At 66.5% G+C, this 26,790-nt stretch carries 27 protein-coding genes; 25 read left to right on the top strand and 2 right to left on the bottom strand.

Translation table 11 applies throughout. The features are described 5' to 3' along the window. The first annotated feature begins 5 nt into the window (after positions 1-5). The 8 genes from JVX90_RS07275 to pdxS all read left to right on the top strand — a co-directional run bounded on the left by JVX90_RS07275 (position 6) and on the right by pdxS (position 8,262). The gene (locus JVX90_RS07275) at positions 6-1,337 is read left to right on the top strand and encodes a glycosyltransferase 87 family protein (protein ID WP_240194089.1); all 1,332 of its coding nucleotides are present in this window, start codon (positions 6-8) and stop codon (positions 1,335-1,337) included. Positions 1,338-1,463: 126 nt separating this feature from the next. After that, complete coding sequence (gene thrS / locus JVX90_RS07280; protein WP_240194153.1) at positions 1,464-3,482, top strand: threonine--tRNA ligase; 2,019 nt, start codon at positions 1,464-1,466, stop codon at positions 3,480-3,482. Continuing rightward, on the top strand, positions 3,479-4,051 hold the full coding sequence (locus JVX90_RS07285) for an HIT domain-containing protein (RefSeq protein ID WP_240194090.1): 573 nt from the start codon (positions 3,479-3,481) through the stop codon (positions 4,049-4,051). Before thrS ends, JVX90_RS07285 begins: the two co-directional genes overlap by 4 nt. After that, positions 4,044-4,706, top strand: coding sequence for a phosphatidylinositol phosphate synthase (pgsA, locus tag JVX90_RS07290; RefSeq protein ID WP_205331705.1), 663 nt, complete (start codon positions 4,044-4,046; stop codon positions 4,704-4,706). The genes JVX90_RS07285 and pgsA overlap by 8 nt, the downstream gene beginning before the upstream one ends. Before the next feature lie 7 nt (positions 4,707-4,713). Next, positions 4,714-5,634, top strand: a complete 921-nt coding sequence (locus JVX90_RS07295) for a phosphatidylinositol mannoside acyltransferase (RefSeq protein WP_205332319.1) — start codon at positions 4,714-4,716, stop codon at positions 5,632-5,634. Next, positions 5,631-6,755 carry a glycosyltransferase family 4 protein gene (locus tag JVX90_RS07300; protein ID WP_205331706.1) on the top strand — a complete coding sequence of 375 codons (1,125 nt, stop codon included), beginning with the start codon at positions 5,631-5,633 and terminating at the stop codon, positions 6,753-6,755. The genes JVX90_RS07295 and JVX90_RS07300 overlap by 4 nt, the downstream gene beginning before the upstream one ends. 10 nt (positions 6,756-6,765) lie before the next feature. Continuing rightward, positions 6,766-7,290 carry an NUDIX hydrolase gene (locus JVX90_RS07305; protein ID WP_205331707.1) on the top strand — a complete coding sequence of 175 codons (525 nt, stop codon included), beginning with the start codon at positions 6,766-6,768 and terminating at the stop codon, positions 7,288-7,290. Positions 7,291-7,356: 66 nt separating this feature from the next. Continuing rightward, positions 7,357-8,262, top strand: a complete 906-nt coding sequence (gene pdxS, locus JVX90_RS07310) for a pyridoxal 5'-phosphate synthase lyase subunit PdxS (RefSeq protein ID WP_008378058.1) — start codon at positions 7,357-7,359, stop codon at positions 8,260-8,262. 226 nt (positions 8,263-8,488) lie between these two features. Here the strand turns inward: pdxS and JVX90_RS07315 are convergent, their stop codons facing one another. After that, the gene (locus JVX90_RS07315; RefSeq protein WP_205331708.1) at positions 8,489-8,836 is read right to left on the bottom strand and encodes a hypothetical protein; all 348 of its coding nucleotides are present in this window, start codon (positions 8,834-8,836) and stop codon (positions 8,489-8,491) included. Positions 8,837-9,114: 278 nt separating this feature from the next. Here JVX90_RS07315 and JVX90_RS07320 point away from each other — a divergent pair, with 278 nt between their 5' ends. The 5 genes from JVX90_RS07320 to JVX90_RS07340 all read left to right on the top strand — a co-directional run bounded on the left by JVX90_RS07320 (position 9,115) and on the right by JVX90_RS07340 (position 12,430). Next, complete coding sequence (locus tag JVX90_RS07320; protein ID WP_205331709.1) at positions 9,115-9,375, top strand: hypothetical protein; 261 nt, start codon at positions 9,115-9,117, stop codon at positions 9,373-9,375. A gap of 84 nt (positions 9,376-9,459) precedes the next feature. Next, positions 9,460-10,083 (top strand): hypothetical protein, encoded by a 624-nt coding sequence (locus tag JVX90_RS07325; RefSeq protein ID WP_205331710.1) that lies wholly within the window; start codon positions 9,460-9,462, stop codon positions 10,081-10,083. A 176-nt stretch (positions 10,084-10,259) separates the two neighbouring features. Continuing rightward, a complete protein-coding gene (locus tag JVX90_RS07330) occupies positions 10,260-11,045 on the top strand; it encodes a protein phosphatase 2C domain-containing protein (protein ID WP_205331711.1) in 786 nt (261 codons plus the stop codon). 13 nt (positions 11,046-11,058) lie between these two features. Then, complete coding sequence (locus tag JVX90_RS07335; protein WP_205331712.1) at positions 11,059-11,790, top strand: hypothetical protein; 732 nt, start codon at positions 11,059-11,061, stop codon at positions 11,788-11,790. 172 nt (positions 11,791-11,962) lie between these two features. Next, the gene (locus JVX90_RS07340; RefSeq protein WP_205331713.1) at positions 11,963-12,430 is read left to right on the top strand and encodes a LuxR C-terminal-related transcriptional regulator; all 468 of its coding nucleotides are present in this window, start codon (positions 11,963-11,965) and stop codon (positions 12,428-12,430) included. Positions 12,431-12,457: 27 nt separating this feature from the next. On the opposite strand, the gene JVX90_RS07345 is transcribed toward JVX90_RS07340, so the two are convergent. Further along, positions 12,458-14,416 (bottom strand): acyl-CoA dehydrogenase, encoded by a 1,959-nt coding sequence (locus JVX90_RS07345; RefSeq protein ID WP_205331714.1) that lies wholly within the window; start codon positions 14,414-14,416, stop codon positions 12,458-12,460. Between the two features lie 61 nt (positions 14,417-14,477). On the opposite strand from JVX90_RS07345, the gene JVX90_RS07350 reads away from it, so the two are divergent. From JVX90_RS07350 to JVX90_RS07405, 12 genes are all read left to right on the top strand, one after another. Then, positions 14,478-15,341: an acyl-CoA thioesterase II gene (locus JVX90_RS07350; RefSeq protein ID WP_205331715.1), complete on the top strand. Its 864-nt coding sequence runs from the start codon at positions 14,478-14,480 to the stop codon at positions 15,339-15,341. Next, positions 15,338-15,949 carry a pyridoxal 5'-phosphate synthase glutaminase subunit PdxT gene (gene pdxT / locus JVX90_RS07355; protein ID WP_205331716.1) on the top strand — a complete coding sequence of 204 codons (612 nt, stop codon included), beginning with the start codon at positions 15,338-15,340 and terminating at the stop codon, positions 15,947-15,949. The genes JVX90_RS07350 and pdxT overlap by 4 nt, the downstream gene beginning before the upstream one ends. Before the next feature lie 34 nt (positions 15,950-15,983). Further along, complete coding sequence (locus JVX90_RS07360; protein WP_205331717.1) at positions 15,984-16,739, top strand: YebC/PmpR family DNA-binding transcriptional regulator; 756 nt, start codon at positions 15,984-15,986, stop codon at positions 16,737-16,739. Positions 16,740-16,802: 63 nt separating this feature from the next. Then, on the top strand, positions 16,803-17,372 hold the full coding sequence (gene ruvC, locus JVX90_RS07365; RefSeq protein WP_205331718.1) for a crossover junction endodeoxyribonuclease RuvC: 570 nt from the start codon (positions 16,803-16,805) through the stop codon (positions 17,370-17,372). Continuing rightward, the gene (gene ruvA, locus JVX90_RS07370; RefSeq protein WP_205331719.1) at positions 17,369-17,962 is read left to right on the top strand and encodes a Holliday junction branch migration protein RuvA; all 594 of its coding nucleotides are present in this window, start codon (positions 17,369-17,371) and stop codon (positions 17,960-17,962) included. The genes ruvC and ruvA overlap by 4 nt, the downstream gene beginning before the upstream one ends. Then, positions 17,959-19,032, top strand: a complete 1,074-nt coding sequence (gene ruvB / locus JVX90_RS07375) for a Holliday junction branch migration DNA helicase RuvB (protein WP_205331720.1) — start codon at positions 17,959-17,961, stop codon at positions 19,030-19,032. Before ruvA ends, ruvB begins: the two co-directional genes overlap by 4 nt. 53 nt (positions 19,033-19,085) lie before the next feature. After that, positions 19,086-19,478, top strand: a complete 393-nt coding sequence (yajC, locus tag JVX90_RS07380; protein WP_205331721.1) for a preprotein translocase subunit YajC — start codon at positions 19,086-19,088, stop codon at positions 19,476-19,478. Positions 19,479-19,489: 11 nt separating this feature from the next. Beyond that, positions 19,490-21,097: a protein translocase subunit SecD gene (gene secD / locus JVX90_RS07385; protein WP_205331722.1), complete on the top strand. Its 1,608-nt coding sequence runs from the start codon at positions 19,490-19,492 to the stop codon at positions 21,095-21,097. Then, a complete protein-coding gene (gene secF, locus JVX90_RS07390) occupies positions 21,097-22,155 on the top strand; it encodes a protein translocase subunit SecF (RefSeq protein ID WP_205331723.1) in 1,059 nt (352 codons plus the stop codon). The genes secD and secF overlap by 1 nt, the downstream gene beginning before the upstream one ends. Next, the gene (locus tag JVX90_RS07395) at positions 22,152-23,843 is read left to right on the top strand and encodes an ABC transporter substrate-binding protein (protein ID WP_205331724.1); all 1,692 of its coding nucleotides are present in this window, start codon (positions 22,152-22,154) and stop codon (positions 23,841-23,843) included. The genes secF and JVX90_RS07395 overlap by 4 nt, the downstream gene beginning before the upstream one ends. Next, positions 23,843-24,394, top strand: coding sequence for an adenine phosphoribosyltransferase (locus JVX90_RS07400; protein WP_205331725.1), 552 nt, complete (start codon positions 23,843-23,845; stop codon positions 24,392-24,394). Before JVX90_RS07395 ends, JVX90_RS07400 begins: the two co-directional genes overlap by 1 nt. An 80-nt stretch (positions 24,395-24,474) precedes the next feature. Next, positions 24,475-26,778 (top strand): RelA/SpoT family protein, encoded by a 2,304-nt coding sequence (locus tag JVX90_RS07405; RefSeq protein WP_205331726.1) that lies wholly within the window; start codon positions 24,475-24,477, stop codon positions 26,776-26,778. The last annotated feature ends 12 nt before the right edge of the window (positions 26,779-26,790 follow it).

The following is a 26,790-nucleotide window of genomic DNA, read 5'->3' on the forward strand; positions in this document are numbered from 1 at the left end:
TCCGAGTGACCAGACCCGCGCCGACACGTTCGGTGACCACCATCATGCTTGCGATCGCCGCTGCCGGTGCTGCCCTGGTCGTGTGTTGGCACATATGGGTGGTGCCGTTCACGGATCCGGTCTACGGGTTGTTCAACATGGGCATCGACACCCGGGTGTACCGCGGTGGAGCGATCGCCGTGTGGGACGGGCTGCCCCTGTACGCAAAGCCGGTCTACGAAGTCTGGGAGTTCACGTACCCGCCGTTTGCGGCTCTGGTCATGGTTCCGCTCGCGGGTCTGCCGATCCACACGGCGAAGTTCGTGTGGAACGTCGGCAGCGTCATCAGCCTGCTGCTTCTCATCGGCCTGTCGCTACGTGCGCTCCGGTTCCGGTTCGATGCGAAGCTCGTCGTCTTCACCGTGCTGATCGCTGTCTTCGCGACGTGCCTCGAACCGGTCCACACAACACTCTGGAACGGCCAGATCAACCTGGTTCTCGCCCTTTTTGTGGTCGCCGACCTCGCGTTGCGCAATCATCGGCTGCAGGGTCTCGGAGTGGGATTGGCCGCAGGTATCAAGCTGACGCCGTTGTTCTTCGTCGCCCACCTGGTCAGCGTGCGCCAGTTCCGCGCCGCAATCGTCGCGGTGACGGTGTTTCTGGCCACCGTGGTCATCGGCATCGCGGTCCTCGGTCGGGAGGCGATCGACTTCTGGACCGGAGACATCTCCGACACCAAACGCATCGGGTCCATGGCGGCTCCCGCGAACCAGTCGTTCAACGGCTTCTTCGCCCGCCTCGGCACGATGGACCTCGCGCATCCGCCGACGTGGTTGTGGATTCCGGTGGGTCTCGTCGTCGGACTGCTGTCCCTGTGGGCCGCATACTGTGCGTATCAGGCCGGCGGCCGACTACTTGCAGTGGCGATCACGGGCATGGCGTCCTGCGCCGTGTCACCGTTCTCGTGGGGGCACCACTGGGTGTGGATCCTGCCGCTGCTCCTCATAGCTTTCGTCCATGCGTACGAACAGACCCGCAGAGCCGATCCCCGCACATGGTTGTGGTGGCTCGCTCCCGCGTCGATCGTGACCTTGACCTTCACCTACTGGCAGGCGATGCCGCTTCCGGTACCCGGCCGCCCGGGCAAGGTGTTCCACGGGATGGCATTCGGTTCGTTCCGCGGATTCGGCTCGGTGGACGGCCCCGCGTGGCAGGTGCCGTTCCAGCTGATCGGAAGCGGGGCCTACTTGATCGTGTTGTTGGGCACGATAGCGGTCACGCTGTGGTGGACGCGCCGCGTGGAACCGATACGATCAGCGCAGCGCCTCGTCGAATCGGACGACGCGCTGCCCAGCTGAGAATCGAGGAGTCACCCCGTGTCCGACAATGTCGCGTCCGCCGCAAGACCTGTTTCGAGTGCAGTCGAAGAGATTCGCCTGCCTGAAACCGTTCGGGTCCCGGCAGGCACTACTGCGGGCGCGGCGATGCGAGACGCCGATCTCCCCGAGGGGTCCGAACTCCCGAACAAGGGCCCGAAGGCCGTCGTCGTCGTCCGCGAGGCCGACGGCACGCTTCGTGACCTGTCGTGGGCGCCCGACGTCGACACCCTCGTCGAGCCGGTCACGGCCGACTCCGAGGACGGTCGCGCGGTGATCCGCCATTCGTGCGCACATGTTCTGGCGCAGGCGGTGCAGGAGCTCAACCCGAAGGCGAACCTCGGGATCGGCCCGCCGGTCACCGACGGCTTCTACTACGACTTCCAAGTGGACGACCCGTTCACTCCCGAGGATCTCAAGGCCCTCGAGAAGCAGATGAAGAAGATCATCAAGTCGGGTCAGAAGTTCTCCCGTCGTGTGTACGAGTCCAAGGACGCCGCGCGTGCCGAACTGGCGAACGAGCCGTTCAAGCTCGAGCTGATCGACGACAAGGGCGCCGCGGACGATGCCGAGGTCATGGAGGTCGGCGGCGGCGAACTGACCGCATACGACAACCTCAACCCGCGCACCGGAGAAAAGGTGTGGGGTGATCTGTGCCGTGGCCCACACGTGCCGACCACGAAGTACATCGCGGCGTTCACCCTGACCCGCAGCTCCGCCGCGTACTGGCGCGGCGACCAGAGCCTGGCCGACCTGCAGCGCGTGTACGGCACCGCGTGGGAGTCGACCGAGGCGATGGACCTGTACCTGGATCGTCTCGCCGAAGCCGAGAAGCGTGATCACCGTCGTCTCGGCAGCGAGCTCGACCTGTTCAGCTTCCCCGACGAACTCGGATCGGGTCTTCCGGTGTTCCATCCCAAGGGCGGCATCATCCGCAGGGAGATGGAGGACTACTCCCGCGAGCAGCACGCGGCCGCCGGGTACGAGTTCGTCAACACCCCGCACGTCACGAAGAGCAACCTGTTCGAGGTGTCCGGTCACCTCGACTGGTATGCCGAGGGCATGTTCCCGCCCATGCAGCTCGACGCGGAGTACAACGAGGACGGAACGGTCCGCAAGCCCGGCCAGGACTACTACGTCAAGCCGATGAACTGCCCGATGCACAACCTGATCTACGCGTCGCGTGGCCGTTCGTACCGCGAACTGCCGCTGCGCCTGTTCGAGTTCGGTTCGGTGTATCGCTACGAGAAGTCCGGCGTGGTGCACGGCCTGACCCGTGCCCGCGGCTTCACGCAGGACGACGCTCACATCTTCTGCACGCAGGAGCAGATCGTCGAGGAACTCACCACGACCCTCAACTTCGTGCTGCAACTCCTCAAGGACTACGGGCTCGACGACTTCTACCTCGAACTGTCCACCAAGGATCCGGTGAAGTTCGTCGGTTCCGACGAGGTGTGGGAGGAGGCCACCGAGACGCTCCGCCAGGTCGGTGAGGCGTCGGGTCTCGAGCTCGTTCCGGACCCGGAGGGTGCGGCGTTCTACGGTCCGAAGATCTCGGTGCAGGCGAAGGACGCGCTCGGTCGAACGTGGCAGATGTCGACGATTCAGCTCGATTTCAATCTGCCCGACCGTTTCGACCTCGAGTACACGGCGTCCGACGGCACCAAGAAGCGCCCGGTGATGATCCACCGTGCCCTGTTCGGCTCCATCGAACGATTCTTCGGTGTGCTCACCGAGCATTACGCGGGAGCGTTCCCGGTGTGGTTGTCGCCGGTCCAGGTGATGGGCATTCCGGTCGCTGAGGCGTTCGCGCCGCACCTGCAGGGTGTGGTCAATCGCCTCAAGTCGCGTCGCGTGCGCGCCGAGGTCGACCTGTCCGACGACCGGATGCAGAAGAAGATCCGCAACCACACCACCGCCAAGGTGCCGTTCATGCTGCTCGCAGGCGAGCGGGACGTCGAAGCGGGAGCTGTCAGCTTCCGCTTCCGGGACGGCACCCAGGTCAACGGTGTCGCGGTCGACGATGCCGTGGTCGCCATCGACGAGTGGGAGGAGTCGCGTCGCAACGACTCGCCGACCGCGGAGTCGATGACCGCACTTCTCGAACTGGTCCGGAAGCGTCGATGACTTCGGCGGATCGCGATCCAGGCACCGGCGGGATGCGCGGGGGACTGGAACGTCTGTGGACCCCGCATCGGATGAGCTACATCACCGCGGCGGCGCCCAAGGTCGCCTCCGACGGTGGTGAGCTGTCCGGCCACCCGTTCCTGGACATCCCGCGGATGACCGACGAGGACGGCTTGATCATCGCACGCGGGGAGACCGTGTACGCGGTGCTCAACCTGTACCCGTACAACCCCGGACACACGATGGTCGTCCCGTACCGCCAGGTGGCCGACCTCGAAGAGCTGACCGTGGACGAGTCACGGGAGCTTATGGCGTTCACACAGCACGTGATCCGCACGATCAAGGCCGTGTCGAGCCCCGACGCCTTCAACGTGGGCCTGAACCTCGGTTCCGCTGCGGGCGGATCGCTGTCGGAGCACTTGCATCAGCACGTCGTCCCGCGTTGGTCGGGTGACGCCAATTTCATCACCGTCGTCGGCGACACCAAGGTGATGCCGCAACTGCTGGCAGACACCCGCGACCTGTTGGCGACCAAGTGGATCGAACTCGGGGGACCTGCCAGTGCTTAGCATTCTGGGCCGCGCGTCGGTGTCGAAGGTGACGCTGCCGATCGGCCGGGCGCTCATCAAGACCGGATTGACGCCGGACATCATGACGATCGCCGGGACCGTGGTGACCGTCGGGGCGTCCATCGCGCTCTTCTCGCAGGGCCACCTATTCGCGGGTGCACTCGTCACCTGGGCGTTTGTCATGTTCGACATGCTCGACGGTGCGATGGCGCGTGCGCGCGGCGGAGGCACCAGATTCGGGTCTGTGCTCGACGCCACGTGCGACAGGATCGCCGACGGTGCGATCTTCGGCGGACTCGCGTGGTGGGCGGCATTCGACGAACCGCACCGGCTGCTGCTGATCGCGACACTGATCTGCCTGGTCACCTCGCAGGTGATCTCGTACGCGAAGGCACGTGCGGAAGCTGCGGGTCTCAACGGAGACGGCGGCCTCATCGAACGCCCTGACCGTCTGATCATCGTCCTCGTCGGCGCCGGTCTGACCCAGTTCCCGGGCCTGCAGTGGTCGTGGTCGATTCACATCGCGATGTGGGTGCTCGCAGTCCTGAGCGTGATCACCGTAGGACAGCGTATGTGGTCCATCTACTGTTCGCCCGGCGCCCGCGACCTCATTCCGTCCGCCGCACCGGCTGCCGACGCCACGGACGAGGTGTGAGCGCGTGCTGGGCGGATTGAGCTCGAGAGTCGCCGATCTGGGTTACCGGGCAGGCTGGGCCGCGGTGAAGTACGCGCCCGAGACTGTGGCGCGCACCGCGTTCGACGCCGTCGGCACCCTCGCGGGCAAGCGGAACGGCGGGCCGGAGCAGCTGCGGAAGAACCTCGCCAGGGTCATCGGGACAACACCCGACAAGGTGCCCGACTCTCTCGTCGAGGAGTCGATGCGGTCGTACGCCAGGTACTGGCGGGAAGCGTTCCGGCTGCCGACGACGGACCCCGCCGACATCGTGGCGAGCGTGGAGATGTCCGACCACGATCGGACCGTGCTCGACGAGGTCCTCGGCACCGGGCGCGGTGTCGTGATGGCGCTGCCGCATTCGGGGAACTGGGACGTCGCCGGTGTGTGGCTCGTCGACCACTTCGGTCAGTTCTCCACTGTCGCCGAGCGGCTTGAGCCGGAGTCGTTGTTCGACCAGTTCGTCGAGTACCGCGAATCGCTCGGATTCGAGGTGTTCCCGCTGACCGGCGGCGAGCAGCCGCCGTTCCCGATCCTGGCCGATCGTCTGCGTGCCGGGGGAGTGGTGTGCCTGATGGCCGACCGCGATCTCACCTCGCACGGTGTGCCGGTCACTCTGTTCGGTGAACGCACCCGCATCCCGGCCGGGTCGGCGAAGCTCGCCATCGAGACCGGCGCGACGCTGCTCGCCGTGCACCACAGTTACACCGGGCCGACAACGTCGCGTCTGCGGTGCGGCACCGTCATCAGTACGGAAGGCGGGATCGCGCCGACCGCACAGCGACTGGCCGACGCATTCACCCGGGACATCGCGACGGCGCCCGCCGACTGGCACATGCTGCAGCCGCTGTGGGAGGCCGACTGGTCTGAGGCACGACGCGAACGGCTCGGTCTGGATCCGAACCGGTGAAGATCGGCATGATCTGCCCGTACTCGTTCGACGTGCCGGGCGGCGTCCAGGCGCATGTCGTCGAGCTCGCAGAGGTGTTCATCGGACGGGGGCACGAGGTGCGTGTCCTGGCTCCGGCGGGTCCCGATGTGGAGTTGCCGCCGTACGTCGACTCCGCCGGTCCCGCGCTCGGAATCCCGTACAACGGCTCGGTGTCCCGGGTGTCGTTCTCACCCAAGATGTTCCACGTCCTGCGGCGGTGGATCGACACCAACGAGTTCGACGTTCTGCATCTGCACGAGCCGAACGCGCCGAGTCTGTCGATGCTGTCGTTGATGGTCGCGACCGGCCCAATCGTCACGACGTTCCACACGGCCACCACCAAGTCGATGTGGCTGTCGGTGTTCGACTCGGTCCTCCGACAGTTCCGCGAACGGATTCGCGGCAAGATCGCAGTCTCGGAACTGGCGCGGCGTTGGCAGATGGAATCGCTCGGCAACGATGCGGTGGAGATCCCCAACGGGGTCGACGTCGGCTCTTTCCGCCGAGTCGAACCTCTTGAAGGCTATCCGCGCCCCGGTCGGACCGTCATGTTCCTCGGACGGTACGACGAACCGCGCAAGGGCATCGACATTCTGATGCGCGCACTGCCGACCATCGTCGACGAGTTCCCCGACGTCACCGTGCTTGTGGTCGGCGGCGGAAACGAGCGTGCGCTCGTCAAACGGGCGGGAGACCTCGCGAAGCACCTGACCTTCCTCGGAATGGTCGACGACGAGACGAAGGCGCGCGCGTTGCGCAGCGCGGACGTGTACGTGGCGCCCAACCTCGGCGGCGAGAGTTTCGGCATCGTGCTCGTCGAGGCGATGGCGGCGGGCGCGGCGGTCGTCGCGAGTGATCTGGTCGCATTCGCCAGGGTCCTCGACCACGGGGATGCGGGCTGTCTCGTGACGACCGGCTCCCCGACGGCGCTCGCCACGCAGATCAATGATCTTCTCGGCGACGACGATCTCCGCGCAGGCTACGTGGCGCGCGGTCATCTGCGTGCCGAGCAGTACGACTGGTCGAAGGTGGCAGACCAGATCCAACGTGTGTACGACACGGTGACCCACGGTGCGGGTCCCGTCGTCGTCTCTGATTGAGCGGGGAGTAATGGTCGCTTCGATCATCGTGTGGGCTGGTTCGACTGTCGGAGTCGTCGTGGCGCTCTGTGTCATCTGGTTCGCCGTGCTGAGTTCGACGCGGGCGACGCGGCTCAGGCTGCTCTCCGAACGCGTCACACTGGCTCGTGGCGCGCTGATCGCCGCGCTCGATCGGCGGGTCGGCGTGGCCCGCCGTATCGCCTCGTCCGGCGGCGCAGATACCTCCACACTTGGAGCCGCGGTCGACATCGCGGACGGATCCGACCCCGTCGAACGCGAGTCCGCGGAGAATCGATTGTCGGCCGCACTTGCGCTCACCAGTCTGTCCGGCGAGGCGTCGTCGCTGGTAGGTGAGCTGTCGGACGCTCAGACTCGAGTCACGATGGCACGCCGCTTCTACAACGACGCGGTGCGCGACACGAGGGCTCTTCGTGGCCGTCGGATGGTCCGTTGGCTCGGGCTCGGCGGTCGCGGCCCGATGCCCGCCTACTTCGAGATCGCCGAGGGCGTCGCCAGGGTCACCGACCCGGCGTAGAGCACATCACCCCTGATCGGGTTTACTGTTGTGGTCCTTTCACATCTGACATTCAGGAGCACCGAAGTGACCACCGATCCTCAGAACGCCCCGGCAACCGGTACCGCACGCGTCAAGCGCGGCATGGCCGAGATGCTGAAGGGCGGCGTGATCATGGACGTGGTGACGCCGGAGCAGGCGAAGATCGCCGAAGACGCAGGCGCCGTCGCCGTCATGGCACTCGAGCGGGTCCCCGCCGACATCCGCGCACAGGGCGGCGTGTCGCGCATGAGCGACCCGGACATGATCGACGGCATCATCGAGGCCGTCTCGATTCCTGTCATGGCGAAGGCGCGCATCGGTCACTTCGTCGAGGCGCAGATCCTGCAGAGCCTCGGCGTCGACTACATCGACGAGTCGGAGGTCCTGACGCCCGCGGACTACACGAATCACATCGACAAGTTCGCGTTCACCGTCCCGTTCGTGTGTGGTGCCACCAACCTCGGTGAGGCGCTCCGCCGCATCAACGAGGGCGCTGCGATGATTCGTTCGAAGGGTGAGGCCGGCACCGGTGACGTCTCGAACGCCACCACTCACATGCGCCAGATCCGCCAGGAGATCCGTCGCCTGACGTCGCTGCCCGAAGACGAGCTGTACGTCGCCGCGAAGGAGCTGCAGGCGCCGTACGACCTGGTCGTCGAGGTCGCCAAGGCCGGCAAGCTTCCGGTCACCCTGTTCACGGCGGGCGGCATCGCCACTCCCGCCGACGCCGCGATGATGATGCAGCTCGGCGCCGAAGGCGTGTTCGTCGGTTCGGGCATCTTCAAGTCGGGCAACCCGGCCGAGCGCGCCGCCGCGATCGTGAAGGCGACCACCTTCCACGACGACCCCGATGTGCTCGCCAACGTCTCGCGTGGTCTCGGTGAGGCCATGGTCGGCATCAACGTTGACGAGATCCCGGAGCCGCACCGCCTCGCCGAGCGCGGCTGGTGATCGCGAGTCCGGCCTCCGCCGCGGGGCCGGACCACCGAACGAGGTATTCGGCGACAAACGAGGCGTGCATGCATGCCTCGTTTGTCGTTTGATGCCTCGTTTCGGCTTTGCCGCGAAGGCTAGTGCCCGATCGAAACAGCCTTTGGGGGAGCTCGGGCATGCCATACCACGGCCGTAGACACCGAACGATCATGGCGTCTGCCCGGCGCAGGACTCGTCGGGCTCGTTAGTGAGCGCGTCTGTGTTCGATCCGGGTTGGCTCCACGGCGCGGAGCGCCGTGTTCGTACGCTTGCGGCGGACCGCCCACGAGTGGACTTCCTGGGCCTGCCACAAGCGCAGTCGACCGATCTGTCCGACTGCTTTCGGTGCTGGTCCCCGGGTGACGTGGGTTTCCCACTGGCGGACCGTGACCCCGAGGTGGTCGGCGCACGCTCCAGCGGTCCACAGCTCGTCCCCCGTGTCGGCGTCGACGATTATGGGGTTCACCGGCCGCAGCCGGTTCTGGCGGGAAAGGCGGGCTCGGGTGGCGCCACGACGACGGGTCTCCTCGACGATCGACTGGACTGTTGTCATCTGTTCAATCGACATCAATCGCCTAGATGTTTCAATTAGAAATATAGGACGTCGATCACATCTCGAGGCGGGACTGTTCCGCAGGCCTGGCGCGGCGTGTCTGAATTCTTTCATCGTGGGGTTTCGACCAGTAACGTCTACCTTGAATCAGTCGATTGAACAGATGACACTCGACCAACTGACAACCTTTCCCACAGAGACTCCGTCATCATGCGCATATGCAGACGTCCATCCGGTACCGGCTTTGTTGCCGATCGGCTCGCTGAAAGCAGGTGGCGGTGAATCCGATCATCGTCGACACCGACTCGGGTGACGAACTGTGGGTCGCAGGCGCGTGCGCCGATCACGCCGGCGTCAACGTGCGCGAGTGGAATGCTCATGTTTCCCGTGGGCGGGCGCCCGCGCCGGTAGCCCGCATCGGTCACTTGCAGCTGTGGGTGGCTCACGAGGTCCACTCGTGGACGCTTGAGCGACGCTTGACCGGCACCAATCCGCTCCGCGTGATCACCGTGGCCGACAACAGGGTTGGCCAGATCTGACGTCGACGGGTGCGTGACGGCGAAGGCGCGACCCGTCGTTGCTGTTATCGTGCCGTGCCTAGCGCGACGTGATCTGATGTCGATATGAACGGATTGAGAATCACCTCCGCATTCGGCGTCCTGACGGTGGCGACGCTCGCACTCGTCGGGTGCGCGTCGACCGATTCGCCGTCGGACCCGGACGGCAGACTCCCCGCCGGGGCCGGATCACTCCGGGACCTCTCCGCCGGCGGGGTGTGCGAGGCACGGGAGTCCGTGACGATCGGTACCTCGGGTGCGTCTCCGATCATCACCGGCGACTGCGGCTCGATCACCGTCACCGGCGACAAGGTGTCGGGCAATATCGAGACCGCGGGGTCGGTCGTCGTCAAAGGCTCAGACGTCACCCTCCTCGGCGTCGAGTGGGGGAGTGCGACTGTCTCGGGCACCGCGGCCGGCCTCAATGTCGATCACATCGGAACACTGCGCGCGAGCGGTGAACACCTCCACGTGACCAATCGAACGCTCGGCACCGTCACGCTCGACGGAGACGCCGCAATCCTCAACACGGACAAGATCGACGATCTGACCATCGCCGGTGACGGTTCGACCGTCGTGGTGGCCGGTCCGATCGCGAGACTCGCAGTCCGGGGCGAGGGCAACGCGCTCAGTTGGGAGGGCGGAGCGGATGCGCCGGCTCCTGGATCGGGCAACACGTACAACAGGTGACGGCTTCGGTCCGGCGAGTGCCTGCCGGTGCCGTTTCCCGCGGTGTCATCGAATGACACCGGCACTGTCTCGACTATCCTGTTAAGGACGTGCACAGGTAGGTCGGTGCAGTTGTCGGCCCGTGCGGCCGACGTTCCGCAGATCTCGGTAGTGCGAGGTCCTGGAGAGAGGTGAGCATGGACGACTCCGTCATCTTGCGTGACGAGGCGCAGACCGGGCAGGACACGGTCGGCGATCTGACGATCGACTGGGCCGTAGTGTGCCACGTCGGCCGAGTGCGCGAGGCGAACGAGGACGCCGCTCTCGCTCAGCCCGGACGCTATCTGGTGGCCGACGGCATGGGCGGCCACGACAGTGGTGAGCTCGCCAGCGAAGCTGCGCTCCTCACCCTCAACGAGGCACCGGTCGGCGAGACTTTCGATGTCACCCGCACTGCCGTCGCGGAGCTTCTCGTCCAGGCACAGGAGAAGATCGGAGAGTTCGGATCGGACACCGGCCGCCGCGCCGGGACCACCGCCACGGGCGTGGTCCTCGCCCTCGGTGAGGACGGTCCGGCCTGGGTCGCCTTCAACATCGGCGATTCGCGTACCTACTTGTACTCCCAGTCGGCGCTCACCCAGGTCAGCGTTGATCACTCACAGGTCCAGGAACTTGTCACCGCCGGCTACCTCACGCCGGAGCAGGCACGTGTCGACTCCCGCCGCAACGTCATCACCCGTGCGCTCGGGGCGGGGATGGCCGAACCGCTCGCCGACTACTTCGCGTTCTCCGCAGTGCCCGGCGACATCGTCCTCATGTGCTCGGACGGTCTTGACGGGGAACTCGACGACTCCGAGATCTCGTCGATCATCACCGCAGCGGACGGCGATGTGGAGTCGGCTGCCGCATCGCTCGTCGAAGCCGCCCTCGAGCGCGGTGCGCACGACAACGTCACGGTCGTCGCGGTGACCGTCACGCAGTGACGAACTGGAGTCGATGACGGTGGGGTCAGGGGGCGACAACGCGACGTTCGTCGAGTTCTGCGGCGAACGTTTCCCTGTTGTGCCGAGCCAACCGTTCTACATCGGCCGGGAGGCGACGCTCACCGTCGACGACAACCCGTACCTGCATCGTCGGTTCCTGCTGCTGCACGACGAGAACGGCATGTGGTGGCTCACCAATCTCGGCACTCACCTGACGGCGACTGTCACCGCGGCCGACCTCGGCTTCACGGCGACCCTCGGCCCGGGCGCGCGGATGCCGCTCGTCTTCGGACGCACGAGCATCGTGTTCAGTGCGGGCCCGACGACCTATGAGGTGCAGGTCCAGGCGGGTGCACCCGCCGTGGTGCCGCCGCCCGCGACCGCTCCCGGCAGCGGGGACACCACCCGCGGAGTCCCGAACTTCACCGAGAGCCAGAAGTTGGCGGTCTTGGTGCTGGCCGAAGCGATCCTGCGCCGCGACGGGACGGGCGCAAGCGCACTGCCCAGTTCCGCACAGGCCGCCGCGCGGTTGGGGTGGTCGTTGACCAAGTTCAATCGCAAGCTCGACAACGTGTGCGACAAGCTCGACCTCATCGGAGTCGCCGGGATGCGCGCCGGAGGAGGTCGGCTGGCGTCCAACCGTCGTCTGCGCCTCGTCGAGTACGCCCTGTCCACCGGGCTGGTCGCCCGTGAGGATCTCCCGATGCTCGACGCCGAGCACGCGCGCAACCTCGCCGGGCGGTAGATCCTCCCCGCGCCGTGGGCGCCGAGGTGGGGAGCCGTCGGAAAATGATGTTTGACCTGCGGTTACACCATGGGTAGTTCTCCCCATCGCGTTCGGATGGATCCCGCTTTAACGTTCTTCTCAACAGCCGGTCGGACTGCTCGTCACCGGCACCGAGGAAAGGGACCACACCATGACCGTCGCCGCGATCCGCACCGCACCCGCACGTCAGACCGCCCGCACCGCGACCTCATTCAGCTCCGTCTCCGCACCCGCCCGCTCGGCGTCTGCCGAGCAGCGTCGCCGCGAAGCCCTCGCCCGCCTCAGCGCACGGGTGATGCCGCTGCCGGGCCGTCCGGTGTACGTGGAGACGGCGGCTGTCCGCCGCATGCAGGCTCTCGCTCCGATCGTCGAGCCCGCCGCGCCGGAACTGCCCCGCCCGACCCTGACCGACCGCGAGGTCGAGGTGCTCCGCACGTGGCTGATGGTCGACTCGAAGCCGGCATGCGGTCAGGAACTGCACATCTCTCTCGGCACTGTGAACACGCACCTCACGCGCATCCGCGCGAAGTACGCCGAGATCGGACGCCCCGCATCGACCAAGGCCGCACTCGTCGCCCGTGCCATTCAGGACGACATCATCGACATCGAAGAACTCTGACCCCGACTCAGCTCGGGGAGCAGAGAACTAGCGGTGCTCGATCATCGGGACGTCGAGAGCGACGGCGGGGACACCGAAGGCGTCGACGAGTTCGGCGGCGTGGGGACGCAGGGTGCCGCACAGCTCGTTGACACCGCGTCGGATGGCCTTGGCTCGCTCGACGCTCACGTGCCGGTGCATCAGGAACCAGCCGAGATCATCTTCCAGAAGTGAATAGACGAACAGGTCGCGGACTCTCTTCAAGAGGGTCCGCGTCTGCGTGTCCGTGATCTTCCCGATGACGTCGACGACGATCTCCAGGACGATCCGCTCGATGTGGGCGTCGCCGACCTTGATCAGGTGATCCTGGGTGGAGGTGAACACCTCCTGGGCGTCCGCGTCCTCGTCCTTGGCGCGGCGCATCCGATTGGCGGCGGTCCGCAACAGGTGATCCTCGCGGTTGCGCAGCAGCCGAAGCTGCGTGCCGGGGTGCGAGAGCTCGGAGTTCTCCGGGTCCTCGTCGGAGTCGTCGAGCAGGGTCTGCACCACCTGGCGAGCCGCAGTCTTCTCCAATGCGATGTCCTTGACGGTCGACGCGACGAAACGGATCCAGCCGACGGCGTCGAGATCGCTCACGTCGTCGGCGTACGCCGTGAGCAGTTGCTTCGCGACGAGCTGACGGAGGATGAGGTTGTCGCCCTCGAACGTGGTGAACACGTCGATGTCGCCGCGCAGGCGCGACAGCCGGTTCTCGTCTAGGTAGCCCGCGCCGCCGCACGCCTCGCGTGCCTCCGAGATCGCGCGGGACGCCAGTTCCGTGTGCCCTGCCTTGATCGCGGCGGCCTTCACCTCCAGCTTGCGGATAGCGTCGGGATCCACGTCGGACGGGTCGGCGGTCTGCAGTTCGTGGAGCTCGGCGACCACCTCGTTCTGCGCCAGTCCGAAGGCGTACGCCCTCGCGACGAGGGGGAGCAGCCGACGCTGGTGCGCACGGTAGTCCATGAGCACCAGCTCGGAGTCCTGGCCGGGTGCGGAGAACTGACGCCGAACCAGCGCGTACTTGACCGCGAGGGCGAGCCCGAGTCGGCCCGCGGCGCCAGCCGCGGCGCCGACCGTCACTCGACCTCGGATCAGAGTGCCGAGCATGGTGAAGAACCGGCGGTTGTCCGATTCGATGGGACTCGAGTAGGTACCGTCCGCGGCGACGTCGGCGTAGCGGTTCAACAGGTCCTCGCGCGGGATGCGCACACCGTCGAACATGATGCGGCCGTTGTCGACACCGGGCAGACCGCCCTTGTATCCGCAGTCGGAAGTGGTGACCCCGGGCAGATCGGCGCCGTCGGCGTCACGGATCGGAACGACGAAGCAGTGCACTCCGCGTCCCGTCGGCTCCTCGCCGGGACCCGCGGTGATCAGCTGCGCGAACACCGCGGCGTATCCGGCGTGCTCGGCGGCACCACCGATGTAGTCCTTGCGTGCGCTGGCCGAGGGGGAGTTGATCACGAACTCGCCGGTCGCTGCGTCGTAGGTGGCGGTGGTCTCAAGTGCCTGGACGTTGGAGCCGTGGCCGGTCTCGGTCATGGCGAAACACCCGACGACGTCGAGGTCGATGAGGCCGCGGACATACTTCTCGTGATGGCGGTCGGTTCCGAGGTTCTCGACTGCACCGCCGAACAGGCCCCACTGGACACCCGCTTTCACCATGAGCGACAGGTCGCCGTAGCCGAGCGTCTCGATCGCGGTGACCGCGGCGCCGACGTCGCCGGACCCGCCGTGTTCGGGTCGGAAGCCGTCGGCGGGGAAGCCGAGCGGAACCATCGCCGCCATCTGGTCGAGCATCAACGTCCGGTATTCGGCGAGGGAGACTCCGGACAGGGGGACCAGCGACTTCTCATCGATGAGGTCGCGGACCACGTTCCTGGTGGCGGCCCATCGGCCGTCGAGAACATCGCGAAGGGCGGCAGTCAGATCGTTCGAGGTGGGAGCGCTGGCGTCGATGTCGGTCATGACGCCGACCCTACCGACCCTCGGCTCGAAGCGTCCGGCGGCCGTGGGGGATAATTCCTCCGTGGCTGACATCGAAGAGATTCTGTCCGTCGAACGCATCGACGCCGACATCTACCGCGGCGGCGCGTTCGCGAGCGCGCTGCGCCGAACCTTCGGCGGCCAGGTGGCCGGACAAGCACTGGTCGCGGCGACGCAGACCGTCGCACCGGAGTACGCGGTGCACTCGCTGCACGGCTACTTCTTGCGCCCAGGCAAGCCCGATCAGCCCGCTGTTTTCCTCGTCGACCGCATCCGAGACGGTCGCTCGTTCGTCACCCGGCGGGTCACTGGAGTGCAGAACGGCGAAGCGATCTTCTCGATGTCCGCGTCGTTCCACATCACCGACGATCACGGCATCGAGCATCAGGATTCGATGCCACCCGCACCCGACCCGGAGTCGTTGCCCGATCAGAAGGAGAAGGCGGAGCAGCTCAAGGGCAATGCTCGCGTGTTCTATGCCGAATGGGAGAACTTCGACATCCGGATCGTGCCGCGTGATCAGCTCGTCACACACGAGTCGTTCGCCGCGCAGCAGCGGGTGTGGTTCCGCTACCGCAAACCGCTGCCCGACGATCAGCTCCTGCACGTCTGCACCCTCGCGTACATGAGCGACATGACTCTCCTCGGGTCGTCCAAGACGGCACACCCGGACGTCGACTCACAGAACGCGTCTCTCGACCACGCGATGTGGTTCCTGCGCCCGTTCCGGGCCGACGACTGGCTCCTGTACGACCAGACGTCGCCGTCCGCAGGTGGCGCGCGGGCCCTCACCCAGGGGCGGATCTTCGACCGCGCGGGGAGGCTGGTGGCCGCCGTCACGCAAGAAGGCCTCACGCGTACGGGCGTACCGACCTCCATCGCGAGCGTCACGAGGCCTGCCACGTGAGCCCGCTGATCGGTGTTCTTGCACTTCAGGGTGACGTGCGAGAACACACCGAGGCTCTCCTCGCGTCGGGGGCCGAGGTGCTGCCGGTCCGCAGGAAGGCCGAACTCGATCGTGTGGACGGCCTGGTGATTCCGGGTGGGGAGTCGACCACGATGAGCAGGCTGCTCGGTGTGTTCGACCTCTACGATCCGCTGGTCGAACGCCTGCGTGACGGGCTTCCGGCGTACGGGTCGTGCGCTGGCATGATCATGCTCGCCTCAACGATCCTCGACACCCGGCCCGACGCACGACACCTGGACGCCCTCCACGTGACCGTCCGCCGCAACGCGTTCGGGCGCCAGGTCGAATCGTTCGAGACGGATCTGGACTTCGTCGGGATCACCGATGCGCCGGGCGCGGACCCGATGCGGGCCGTCTTCATCCGCGCACCGTGGGTCGAGTCGGTAGGGGAGGGCGTCGACGTGCTGGCGACCGTTCCCGACGGTCCGGCCGCCGGGCGTGTCGTCGCCGTGCGCCAGCAGAACGTACTGGCCACGTCGTTCCACCCGGAAGTCACCGGGGATCACCGTGTGCACCGCTTCTTCGTCGACATGGTCGCGGAAGCGTAGGATTTCACAGTCGTAAACGGAAGGAAGCACCACTATGAGCGGCCACTCCAAATGGGCCACCACCAAGCACAAGAAGGCGGTCATCGACGCCAAGCGCGGCAAGATGTTCGCCAAGCTGATCAAGAACATCGAGGTGGCGGCTCGGACCGGCGGTGGTGACCCGGCGGGCAACCCGACTCTCTTCGACGCGATTCAGAAGGCCAAGAAGTCGTCGGTCCCCAACGACAACATCGAACGCGCACGCAAGCGCGGCGGTGGTGAAGAAGGCGGCGGCGCCGACTGGCAGACCATCATGTACGAGGGCTACGGACCCAACGGTGTCGCGATCCTCATCGAGTGCCTTACCGACAATCGCAACCGCGCGGCAGGTGAGGTCCGCACGGCGATGACCCGCAACGGTGGCAACATGGCCGATCCGGGGTCGGTCTCGTACCTCTTCACTCGCAAGGGTGTCGTGACACTGGACAAGGGTGACCAGTCCGAGGACGACGTGCTGATGGCAGTGCTCGACGCAGGTGCTGAAGAGGTCACCGACCTCGGTGAGCAGTTCGAGATCGTCAGCGAGCCGACCGACCTCGTCGCGGTCCGCACCGCGCTGCAGGAGGCGGGCATCGACTACGAGTCGGCCGAGCCGGACTTCCGCGCATCGGTCGAGGTCCCCGTCGACGCCGACGGCGCACGGAAGATGTTCAAGCTCATCGACGCGCTCGAGGACTCGGACGACGTGCAGAACGTCTACAGCAACGTCGACATCAGCGACGAGGTCCTCGCCGAGCTCGACAACGACTGATAGTCTCGAACAAACGTTCGTCACCGGCCGGGGTGGCACGGTTGTCTGGAGGGCGGGTCGCTCGTGCGTGTGATGGGGGTCGATCCGGGGCTCACCAGGTGCGGTGTCGCACTGGTCGAGTCGACGGGCGGACGTGGGGTCACCGCGCTCGACGTCGACGTCGTTCGAACCCCTGCCGACATGGAACTCGCCGAGCGTCTGCTCGCCGTGCACAAGGGTGTCGAGCATTGGCTCGACACCCACTCGCCTGACGTGGTCGCGATCGAGCGAGTGTTCGCGCAACGTCAGGTCAGCACTGCCATGGGCACTGCCCAAGCTGCGGGTGTGGTCGCGTTGGCGGCGGCGCAGCGGGGGATCCCGGTGCGCTTTCACACGCCGTCCGAGGTCAAAGCGGCCGTCACGGGGTCGGGACGTGCCGACAAGGCCCAAGTCACGGCGATGATCACGCGAATCCTCGGATTGCAGACACCGCCGAAGCCGGCCGACGCGGCCGACGCACTCGCGTTGGCGGTGTGTCACTGCTGGCGTGGGCCGGTGAATGAACGCATGGAGGCCGCCGCCAAACAGGCGAAGGCCGCTCAGGAACGTCATCGTGCCCGCCTGCGTGCGGCACGAGAGGAGGCAGCCCGATGATCGCGTCCGTGTCCGGTGAGGTCATCGACATCGCCCTCGACCACGCCGTCGTGGAGTGCGCCGGTGTCGGCTACCGGGTGCTGGCGACGCCGCCGACCCTCGGCAGACTCACCCGCGGGTCTCACGCCCGGCTGCTCACGTCGATGATCGTCCGCGAGGACTCGATGACGCTGTACGGCTTCACCGACCCGGAAGCCCGTGATCTCTTCGGATTGCTTCAGACCGTGACGGGCGTCGGCCCGCGACTGGCGATGGCGACCCTCGCGGTCCTCGAACCGGACAGCCTACGTCGTGCGCTCGCGGATTCCGACGCCAAGGCGCTGACAGCTGTTCCGGGCATCGGGAAGCGGGTCGCGGAACGGCTTGTCGTGGAACTCCGCGACAAGGTCGACGCGGGCCCCGTCGCGAGCGGAGTTCCCGGAGCGCCTGCGTCGGGTGCCGGCGGGCAGGTCACCGAGGCGCTCATCGGACTCGGCTTCACCGAGGGCGCCGCGCAGCAGGCCGTTGCCGCGGTGCTCGCGGCACAGCCGGACGCCGACTCGTCGACGCTCCTCCGCACGGCTCTCGCAGGCCTCGGTCCTCGCCGATGATGGACGGATTCGACGACGCCGACGACTACCTGACCGGTGCAGACGCCGTACCCGCGGACCGCGACCTCGACAACAGTCTCCGGCCGTCGAGCCTGCAGGACTTTATCGGTCAGCCGAAGGTCCGTGAACAGCTCGAACTCGTCCTGCACGCCGCCAGGGCACGCGGGCGCACCCCGGACCACATCCTGCTGTCCGGGCCGCCGGGACTCGGCAAGACGTCGCTGGCGATGATCATCGCGAGCGAGATGGGCGCGGCCATTCGGATCACCTCCGGCCCTGCGCTGGAGCGGGCGGGCGACCTCGCGGCGATGCTGTCGAATCTGGTCGAAGGCGACGTGCTCTTCATCGACGAGATCCACCGCATCGCGCGGCCCGCCGAAGAGATGCTGTACCTCGCGATGGAAGACTTCCGGGTCGACGTCGTCGTCGGAAAGGGGCCGGGCGCCACGTCGATCCCGCTCGACATCGCGCCGTTCACCCTTGTCGGCGCCACCACTCGGTCCGGTGCGCTCACCGGTCCGCTGCGCGACCGTTTCGGTTTCACCGCGCACATGGAGTTCTACGAACCCTCAGAACTCGTTCGAGTGCTCACCCGATCGGCTGTGATCCTCGGAATCGACATCGACGACGATGCGGCCGCCGAAGTCGCAGGCCGATCACGTGGAACGCCTCGTATCGCGAACCGCCTCCTGCGCCGAGTTCGCGACTACGCCGAAGTGCGGGGCGACGGCCGTGTTGATGTGACGGGCGCCCGCGCCGCACTCGCCGTGTACGACGTCGACGAACTCGGTCTCGACCGCCTGGACCGTGCGGTTCTGGGTGCCTTGGTCCGCGGCTTCGGCGGCGGACCGGTCGGAGTGTCGACCCTGGCCGTGGCCGTCGGCGAAGAGCCCGCCACCGTCGAAGAGGTCTGCGAGCCGTTCCTCGTGCGAGCCGGAATGATCGCGCGCACGCCCCGCGGCCGGGTGGCGACCGCCGCTGCCTGGCATCACCTCGGCCTCACCCCGCCGCCGGACGCCATCGACCGGGTTCACGGTGTCCGGGCCCGCGAAGAGACGTTGTTCGACTAGTCCACGGCACCTGGAGTCCAGCGGCGGGCCGGGGGCCTGGCACACTAGAGGTTATGCCTTCAAACTTGATCATCCCGTTGATGCTGGCGGCGATGGCCGTGTTCATGTTCATGAGCATCAGGAACCAGAAGAAGCGGGCCGCCGCGGCCAGCGAGATGCAGTCGTCCGTGGTCCCCGGTTCGCGTGTCCAGCTCCACTCCGGTCTGTTCGGCACCGTCGTCGATCCGTCGGGCGAGGAGTTCGTGACGATCGAGATCGCTCCGGGTGTGGTCACCGAGTGGAACCGCCTCGCGATTCGTGAGGTCATCACGGCCGACGAGGACGGTGCGGATGCCGCTGACTCCGACGACGAAGATCCCATCGAGGTTCCCGACAGCCCGGCCGCGCTCGACAAGCTGACTAAGAAGACCGACGACGAGTCCGGCGACAAGCCCGAAGAGAAGTAGGCTTTTCAGACGTGACCAGCAACAATCCACTCACTGCGCGGCGTAACGCGCAGCGAGAGACACCTCCGTGGGTGCCTCTCCTGGCGTTTCTCGCCGTTCTCGGCGCGATTTTCGCCCTGATCTTCGCCACCGGCAGCCACAAGGCCGAACCCAAGCTGGGCATCGACCTGCAGGGCGGGACGCGCGTGGTGCTGACCGCGCGCACCGACCAGGGTGCCGACCCGACCCGGGCACAGCTCGACGATGCACGCCAGATCATCCAGCAGCGCGTCGACGGCCTCGGCGTCGGCGGCTCCGAGGTGGTCGTGAACGGCAACACGCTCGTCATCACCGTTCCAGGTGAGGACGGCAAGCAGGCGCGCACCCTTGCCCAGACTGCTCAGTTGTTCATCCGCCCGGTCATCACAAGCCAGGCCGCAATTCCGCAGAAGGCGGACCCGAACGCGAAGAAGCCCGCCGACATGACGGCGGACGAGCAGAAGAAGGCGATCGCGGATGCTCGCGCCGCCCGGCAGGCTCCGGCGAACGCCGACCAGAAGGAGCTCGCCCGCCTGCAGGCGGAGATGTCCAAGGTCAACTGCGCGCCGAATGTGAGTGATCCGCTGGTCGGCTACGACAAGCCCGACCAGTACCTCGTCGCCTGCGGTCAGGACGACGGACAGGTGTACCTGCTGGCGCCGATGATCATCCGCGGCACCGACGTCGCCGACGCGAAGTCTCAGCAGAATCAGGCGGGACAGTGGGTCGTCTCCGTGGACTACCGCGGCGAGGGCAAGCAGACCTGGGTCGACTACACGTCGAAGAACGTCGGCAAGACCACCGCCACCGTCCTCGACACCCGCGTTGTGAGCGCTGCGACGATCAACGGCGCCATCATCGGCACCACCGAGATCAGCGGCAGCTTCACACAATCCGAGACCATCGATCTCGCCAACGCCCTCAAATACGGTTCGCTCCCGCTGTCGTTCTCCATGTCGGACGCGCAGACCGTGTCGGCGACGCTCGGCCTCACATCGTTGCGTGCCGGTCTGATCGCGGGCGGCGTCGGTCTGCTCGCCGTACTGATCTACGCACTCGCGTACTACCGGATGCTCGGTTTCCTCACGTTCCTGTCGCTGCTCCTCGCCGCAGGCATGGTGTACGGCCTGATCGTGCTCCTCGGTCGCTGGATCGGCTTCACCCTCGATCTCTCCGGCATCGCCGGTCTGGTCATCGGCATCGGCATGACCGCCGACTCGTTCGTCGTCTACTTCGAACGAATAAAGGACGAGATGAGAGAGGGCAGATCGTTCCGATCCGCCGTCACACGCGGTTGGCAGAGTGCACGTCGTACGGTCTGGACCGGTAACGCCGTCAGCTTCCTCGCCGCCGTGATCATCTATGTGCTCGCCGTCGGCCAGGTCAAGGGCTTCGCGTTCACGCTCGGCCTGACGACCATCATCGACGTCGTCATCGTCTTCCTCGTCACGCACCCGCTGGTCGTGATGGCGAGCCGGACCGAGTTCCTGTCGCGGCCCAGCATCAACGGCCTCGGCGCCGTGTCCGATGTCGCGCGCAAGCGCCGCGCCGCAGCCGCGCGCGCCAAGAAAGCAGCGACCACCGCAGGGGAGGAGTCGTAGTGAGTTCCAACGAGACCACTGCCGAGAAGCCGACGACGGACTGGGCGGACGACGACTACGTCGCCGCTGAGAACACGTCGTTCTTCTCCCGCCTCTACTCGGGCACCGGAGCATTCGACGTCGTCGGTCCCCGTTCGCGTCGTCGCCTGTACGTGATCTCCGGCGTGATCATGGTGATCTGTGTCCTGTCGATGATCTTCCGCGGGTTCACGCCCGGCATCGACTTCGAAGGCGGCACCCAGGTGTCGATCCCGGCATCGGACACCGTCACCACTTCGTCGGTCAGCGACGCGTTCAGCGCTGCGCTGGGGCAGGCTCCGGAGTCGGTTCAGAAGGCGGGCACCGGTGCCGCCGCGACCATCCAGGTGCGGACCGAGACGCTGTCACATGAGGACGCGGCGAAGTTGACCGAGAGTCTCGCATCGACGTTCAAGATCAACCAGTCCGATGTGAGCAGTTCCGACGTCAGTTCCACGTGGGGCGCCGAGATCACGCGCAAGATGGTGATCGCGCTGATCGTGTTCCTTGTTGTCGTGTTCATCTACATCGCGATTCGATTCGACCGCGAGATGTCGGCGGCAGCGCTCGTGTCTCTCCTGTTCGACGTCGTCGCCACCGCGGGCGTCTACTCGCTCGTCGGCTGGGAAGTGACACCGGCGACCGTCATCGGTCTGTTGACGATCCTCGGCTTCTCGGTCTACGACACGGTTGTCGTGTTCGACAAGGTGGAGGAGAACACCAGATCAGTGTTCGCGTCGTCGCGCCGAACGTACTCCGAGCAGACCAACCTGGCCGTCAACCAGACATTCATGCGGTCGATCAACACCACGGTGATCTCGGTGCTGCCGATCATCGCGCTGATCGTCATCGCGGTCTGGATGCTGGGCGTGGGCACGCTCAAGGACCTGGCGCTCATCCAGCTCGTCGGTGTTGTCGTCGGCACCTACTCGTCGATCTTCCTCGCATCGCCGCTGCTGGTGACGCTGAAGGAGCGGCGCGAAGACGTGAAGCGCCACACCGCGAAGGTCTTCGCCCGACGGGAACGGGCCGCAGCATGATCGGCCCGCGGCTGCGCCGGGTCGCAGCGCTCACTGCGACCCTCGCGGCCGCGGGATCCCTTCTCGTGGCATGCGGCGACGACGAGCAGTCGAGCGTCGACTACCTCGTCGACGCACGTGTCCGCAGCCTCAACGTGAACACCGAGGACGGCTACGCGGACGGTGCGCTGATGGCGCTCACCCGCGTGCTGCCCGGATTCTCCTACGTCGGACCTCAAGGGCAGACGGTTGCCGACCGGGACATCGGTACCGCCACGGTGCAGGAGTCGTCGCCGCTCACGGTCCGATACGAATTCACCGACGGCGCCGTGTACTCCGACGGCCACAAGATGTCGTGCGACGATCTTCTGCTCGCTGCGACAGCGATGGGCGGCAAGACCAAGGGCTTCGACGCGTCCACCAACGCCGGCTACCGGAACATCGACAAGGTCGACTGCACTCCCGGCGCTCGCACCGCGACCGTCACTTTCGCCTCGGGCTCCGCCTTCGGCGACTGGGCGAGTCTGTTCGGCGCCGGATCCCTGCTTCCGGCGCACGTCGTCGGGCGTCTTGCCGGAGTGCCCGATGTCGTCGGGGCCATCATGCGCAAGGACTCCAAGGCGCTCGCGAAGATCGCGAGAGCGTGGAACACCGGTTTCGCAATGAAGCCAGGCGGTGAGATCGACCCGAAGACGATCCTTTCCGCGGGCCCGTACCGCGTGGACTCGTACACGACTGAACGGGGCCTTCGCCTGGTCGCCAACGACAAGTGGTGGGGCAGGACGCCCGCACTGGGTGACGTGACCGTCTGGACACGCGGCACAGATGGCGCCGCAGCACTGTCCGACGGCCGAGTCGACGTCGTCGACTCGGGTGACCTCTCGGCGGCCGACACCCTCGCCGGCCGCGAGACGCCGATCACCGACCGTGGATCCGCACGTGACGTAGCGCCCGTGTCGGTGACGAATCTCGTCTTCGCCCGCACCGGCGTCGCCTCCGACGTCCTGGTGCGTCGTGCTCTCGCGTCGTGCATGCCGCGCAATCAGCTGGCCCGTGCCCACGGGTCGAACGGGCTGGTGTGGAACCTGCGCAGTGCAGCACCGGCGGACACTCTCGGCCCGTCGCTCAACGCGCAGTTCGGCAGGCGGTATCCGCGATCCGACGTCGCACGTGCGCGCGGGCTTCTGGAGCAGCGACCCGTGGACGCCAACGGGCGTCGCCCCAAGCCCGTCATACGGATCGGTTATCCGGCCGGTTCGACGGTGGACAAGGCTATCGTCGACACAATCGCCCAGTCGTGTGTGAAAGCGGGCGTCACGGTCCGTGACGTCTCGTCTCCCGACTTCTCCGTCACCTCACTCGGTTCGGCCGCCGACGCGGTGATCCTGTCGGGTGACACCTTCGCCGCGTCCGGCACCACGAGCGGTGTGCCCGCCGTGTTCGCCCTGTACCCGGGCGACCCGCTGAACCTGTCCGGATTCCGGGACGGCGCCGTCCGCACGTCGATCAACGAACTCGTCGCGACGAGCAGCGACAGTGGGCGACTCCCGCTGCTGCGGTCGATCGAGACGGCCGCCTGGGACCAGCTCCCGTCGATCCCGCTGTTCGGAACGGTGCGGGGTCGAGAATCGTCCGGCGTCAGCAATGTCGTCGTCGGACTCGGCCGGTCGGGCACCGGCTGGAACATGGACCGTTGGGGAGGAGCCTGATGACCACCGCCGTCCACTTGGACCGCGCCCGCATCGCGATCGAGACGCACGCACGGCTGGTGCCGGACTTTCCCGAGCCGGGGGTGGCTTTCAAGGACCTCACTCCCGTGCTGGCGGCCGCCGACGGTCTCGACGCGCTGACCGCTGCGCTCGCCGATGCGTGTGCAGGCGCGGACCTGATCGCGGGCATCGATGCGCGCGGCTTCCTGCTCGGAGGCGCGATCGCGCATCGCCTCGGCATCGGCGTGGTCGCCGTCCGCAAGGGCGGCAAGCTCCCGCCGCCGGTGATCGGCGTGGATTACGCCCTCGAATACGGGTCGGCCCGCTTGGAGGTCCCGGCGTCCGGAATCGACTTCCGCGGCCGCCGCGTGGCCGTCGTCGACGATGTCCTGGCCACCGGCGGCACGATTGCCGCGACCCTTGCTCTGCTCGCCGAAGTCGGTGCCGAGGTGACCGATGTCGCGGTGGTGATGGAGCTCGACGGGTTCCCCGGCAGGGACATCGTCACCGCCGCGGCCCCCGTCCGTGTTCATTCGCTCTGCGCTGGCTGAAGCGGCGAAAAGCACCCCCGCAACACCCGAGAGAACCCCAGTCCGACCGCGTCGACGGCGCGATGCCATAAACTCGGGCCATGAGCGAACCGGATGCCGCGCGACGCAGTGATGACACCGCTGCACCGTTGAGTTCTCGCAGGGTACGGGCCCGATTGGCGCGACGCATGACGGCGCCGCCGCGAGGTGGTGTCGCGGCCGTACTCGAACCGCTTGTCACACTGCATCGTGGTGTCTACCCGAAGGCCGACGTCGCAGTCCTCCAGCAGGCGTACGACGTCGCCGAACAGCGACACACGGGACAGTTCCGCAAGTCCGGCGACCCGTACATCACGCATCCGCTCGCCGTCGCGACAATCCTCGCGGACCTCGGAATGGACACGACGACGCTGGTTGCTGCGCTGTTGCACGACACCGTCGAAGACACCGGCTACTCGCTCGAGGAGCTGGAGAAGGACTTCGGCGCCGAGGTGGCCCACCTCGTCGACGGAGTGACCAAGCTCGACAAGGTGGCGCTCGGCAGCGCCGCCGAGGGCGAGACCATCCGCAAGATGATCATCGCGATGGCGCGCGATCCGCGTGTCCTGGTGATCAAGGTGGCCGACCGTCTTCACAACATGCGGACCATGCGTTTCCTGCCGCCCGAGAAGCAGGCGCGCAAGGCTCGGGAGACGCTGGAGGTGATCGCGCCCCTTGCTCATCGCCTCGGCATGGCGACCGTGAAGTGGGAGCTCGAAGACCTCTCGTTCGCGATCCTGCACCCCAAGAAGTACGAGGAGATCGTCCGTCTCGTCGCCGATCGTGCTCCGAGTCGGGACACGTATCTGGCCCGAGTGCGGAGCGATCTGAACAATGCACTCGGCGGGGCGCACATCGAGGCGACCGTCGAAGGGCGGCCGAAGCATTACTGGTCGATCTACCAGAAGATGATCGTGCGGGGCAAGGACTTCGACGACATCCACGATCTGGTCGGCATGCGAGTGCTGTGCGACGAGGTGCGTGACTGCTATGCGGCGATCGGTGTGGTGCACTCCCTGTGGCAGCCGATGGCGGGCCGGTTCAAGGACTACATCGCGCAGCCGAGCTTCGGTGTCTATCAGTCGCTGCACACGACGGTGATCGGGCCCGAGGGCAAACCACTCGAGATCCAGATCCGAACGGTGGAGATGCACCGGACCGCCGAGTTCGGCATCGCCGCGCACTGGCGGTACAAGGAGGGGCGAAAAGGAAAGGGCCGCAAGGCCACCGACGTCGCCGAGGTCGACGACATGGCGTGGATGCGCCAGCTCCTGGACTGGCAGCGGGAAGCGGCAGATCCGGGGGAGTTCCTCGAATCGCTCCGTTACGATCTCGCCGTCAAGGAGATATTCGTCTTCACGCCGAAGGGCGACGTCATCACCCTGCCGGCCGGGTCGACTCCGGTCGACTTCGCGTACGCCGTGCACACCGAAGTCGGACATCGGTGCATCGGGGCGCGTGTGAACGGCCGCCTTGTTGCGTTGGAGCGTCCGTTGGAGAACGGTGAGGTGATCGAGGTCTTCACGTCGAAGGCCGAGAACGCCGGACCGAGCAAGGACTGGCAGAACTTCGTCGTCTCGCCTCGGGCGAAGGCGAAGATCCGGCAGTGGTTCGCCAAGGAGCGTCGCGAGGAAGCGCTGGAGGCGGGCAAGGAAGCCATCGTCAAGGAGGTTCGGCGCGGCGGACTTCCGCTGCACCGTCTCCTGTCCGCCGAATCGGTGACCGCGGTCGCGAAAGAGTTCGGGTTCGCCGACGTCGACGCGCTGTACTCGGCGGTCGGGGAGGGCCACGTCCCCGCCGGACGCATGGTCCACCGGCTCGTTGCGCTCCTCGGTGGTGTGGAGGCGGCCGAAGAGGAGATCGCGAACCGGGCCACCCCGTCCACGCAGAGCGGGAGGTCGCGTCAGGGCGGGGACAGCGGAGTGGTCGTCGAGGGCATCGACAACGTGATGGTGAAGCTGGCCAAGTGCTGCACCCCGGTGCCGGGCGACGAGATCATCGGGTTCATCACACGAGGAGGCGGCGTCAGTGTGCACCGGTCCGACTGCACCAACGCCGACGAGCTGCGGTCGCAACCGGAACGCCTCCACGAGGTCGCCTGGGCGCCGAACAGCACCGCGGTGTTCCTCGTCGCGATCCAGGTGGAGGCGCTCGACCGTCATCGTCTGCTGTCAGACGTGACCCGGGTACTCGCAGATGAGCGCGTCAATCTGCTGTCGGCGTCGCTGACGACCAGCCGAGATCGCGTGGCGGTCAGCCGCTTCACCTTCGAGATGGGCGACCCGAAGCACCTGGGCCACGTGTTGAACGTGGTCCGCAACGTCGAAGGCGTGTACGACGTCTACCGGGTGACGTCCGCGGCCTGACCCGGCTCCGTG

It is taken from the genome of Gordonia sp. PDNC005, from assembly GCF_016919385.1.
GTDB lineage: Bacteria > Actinomycetota > Actinomycetes > Mycobacteriales > Mycobacteriaceae > Gordonia.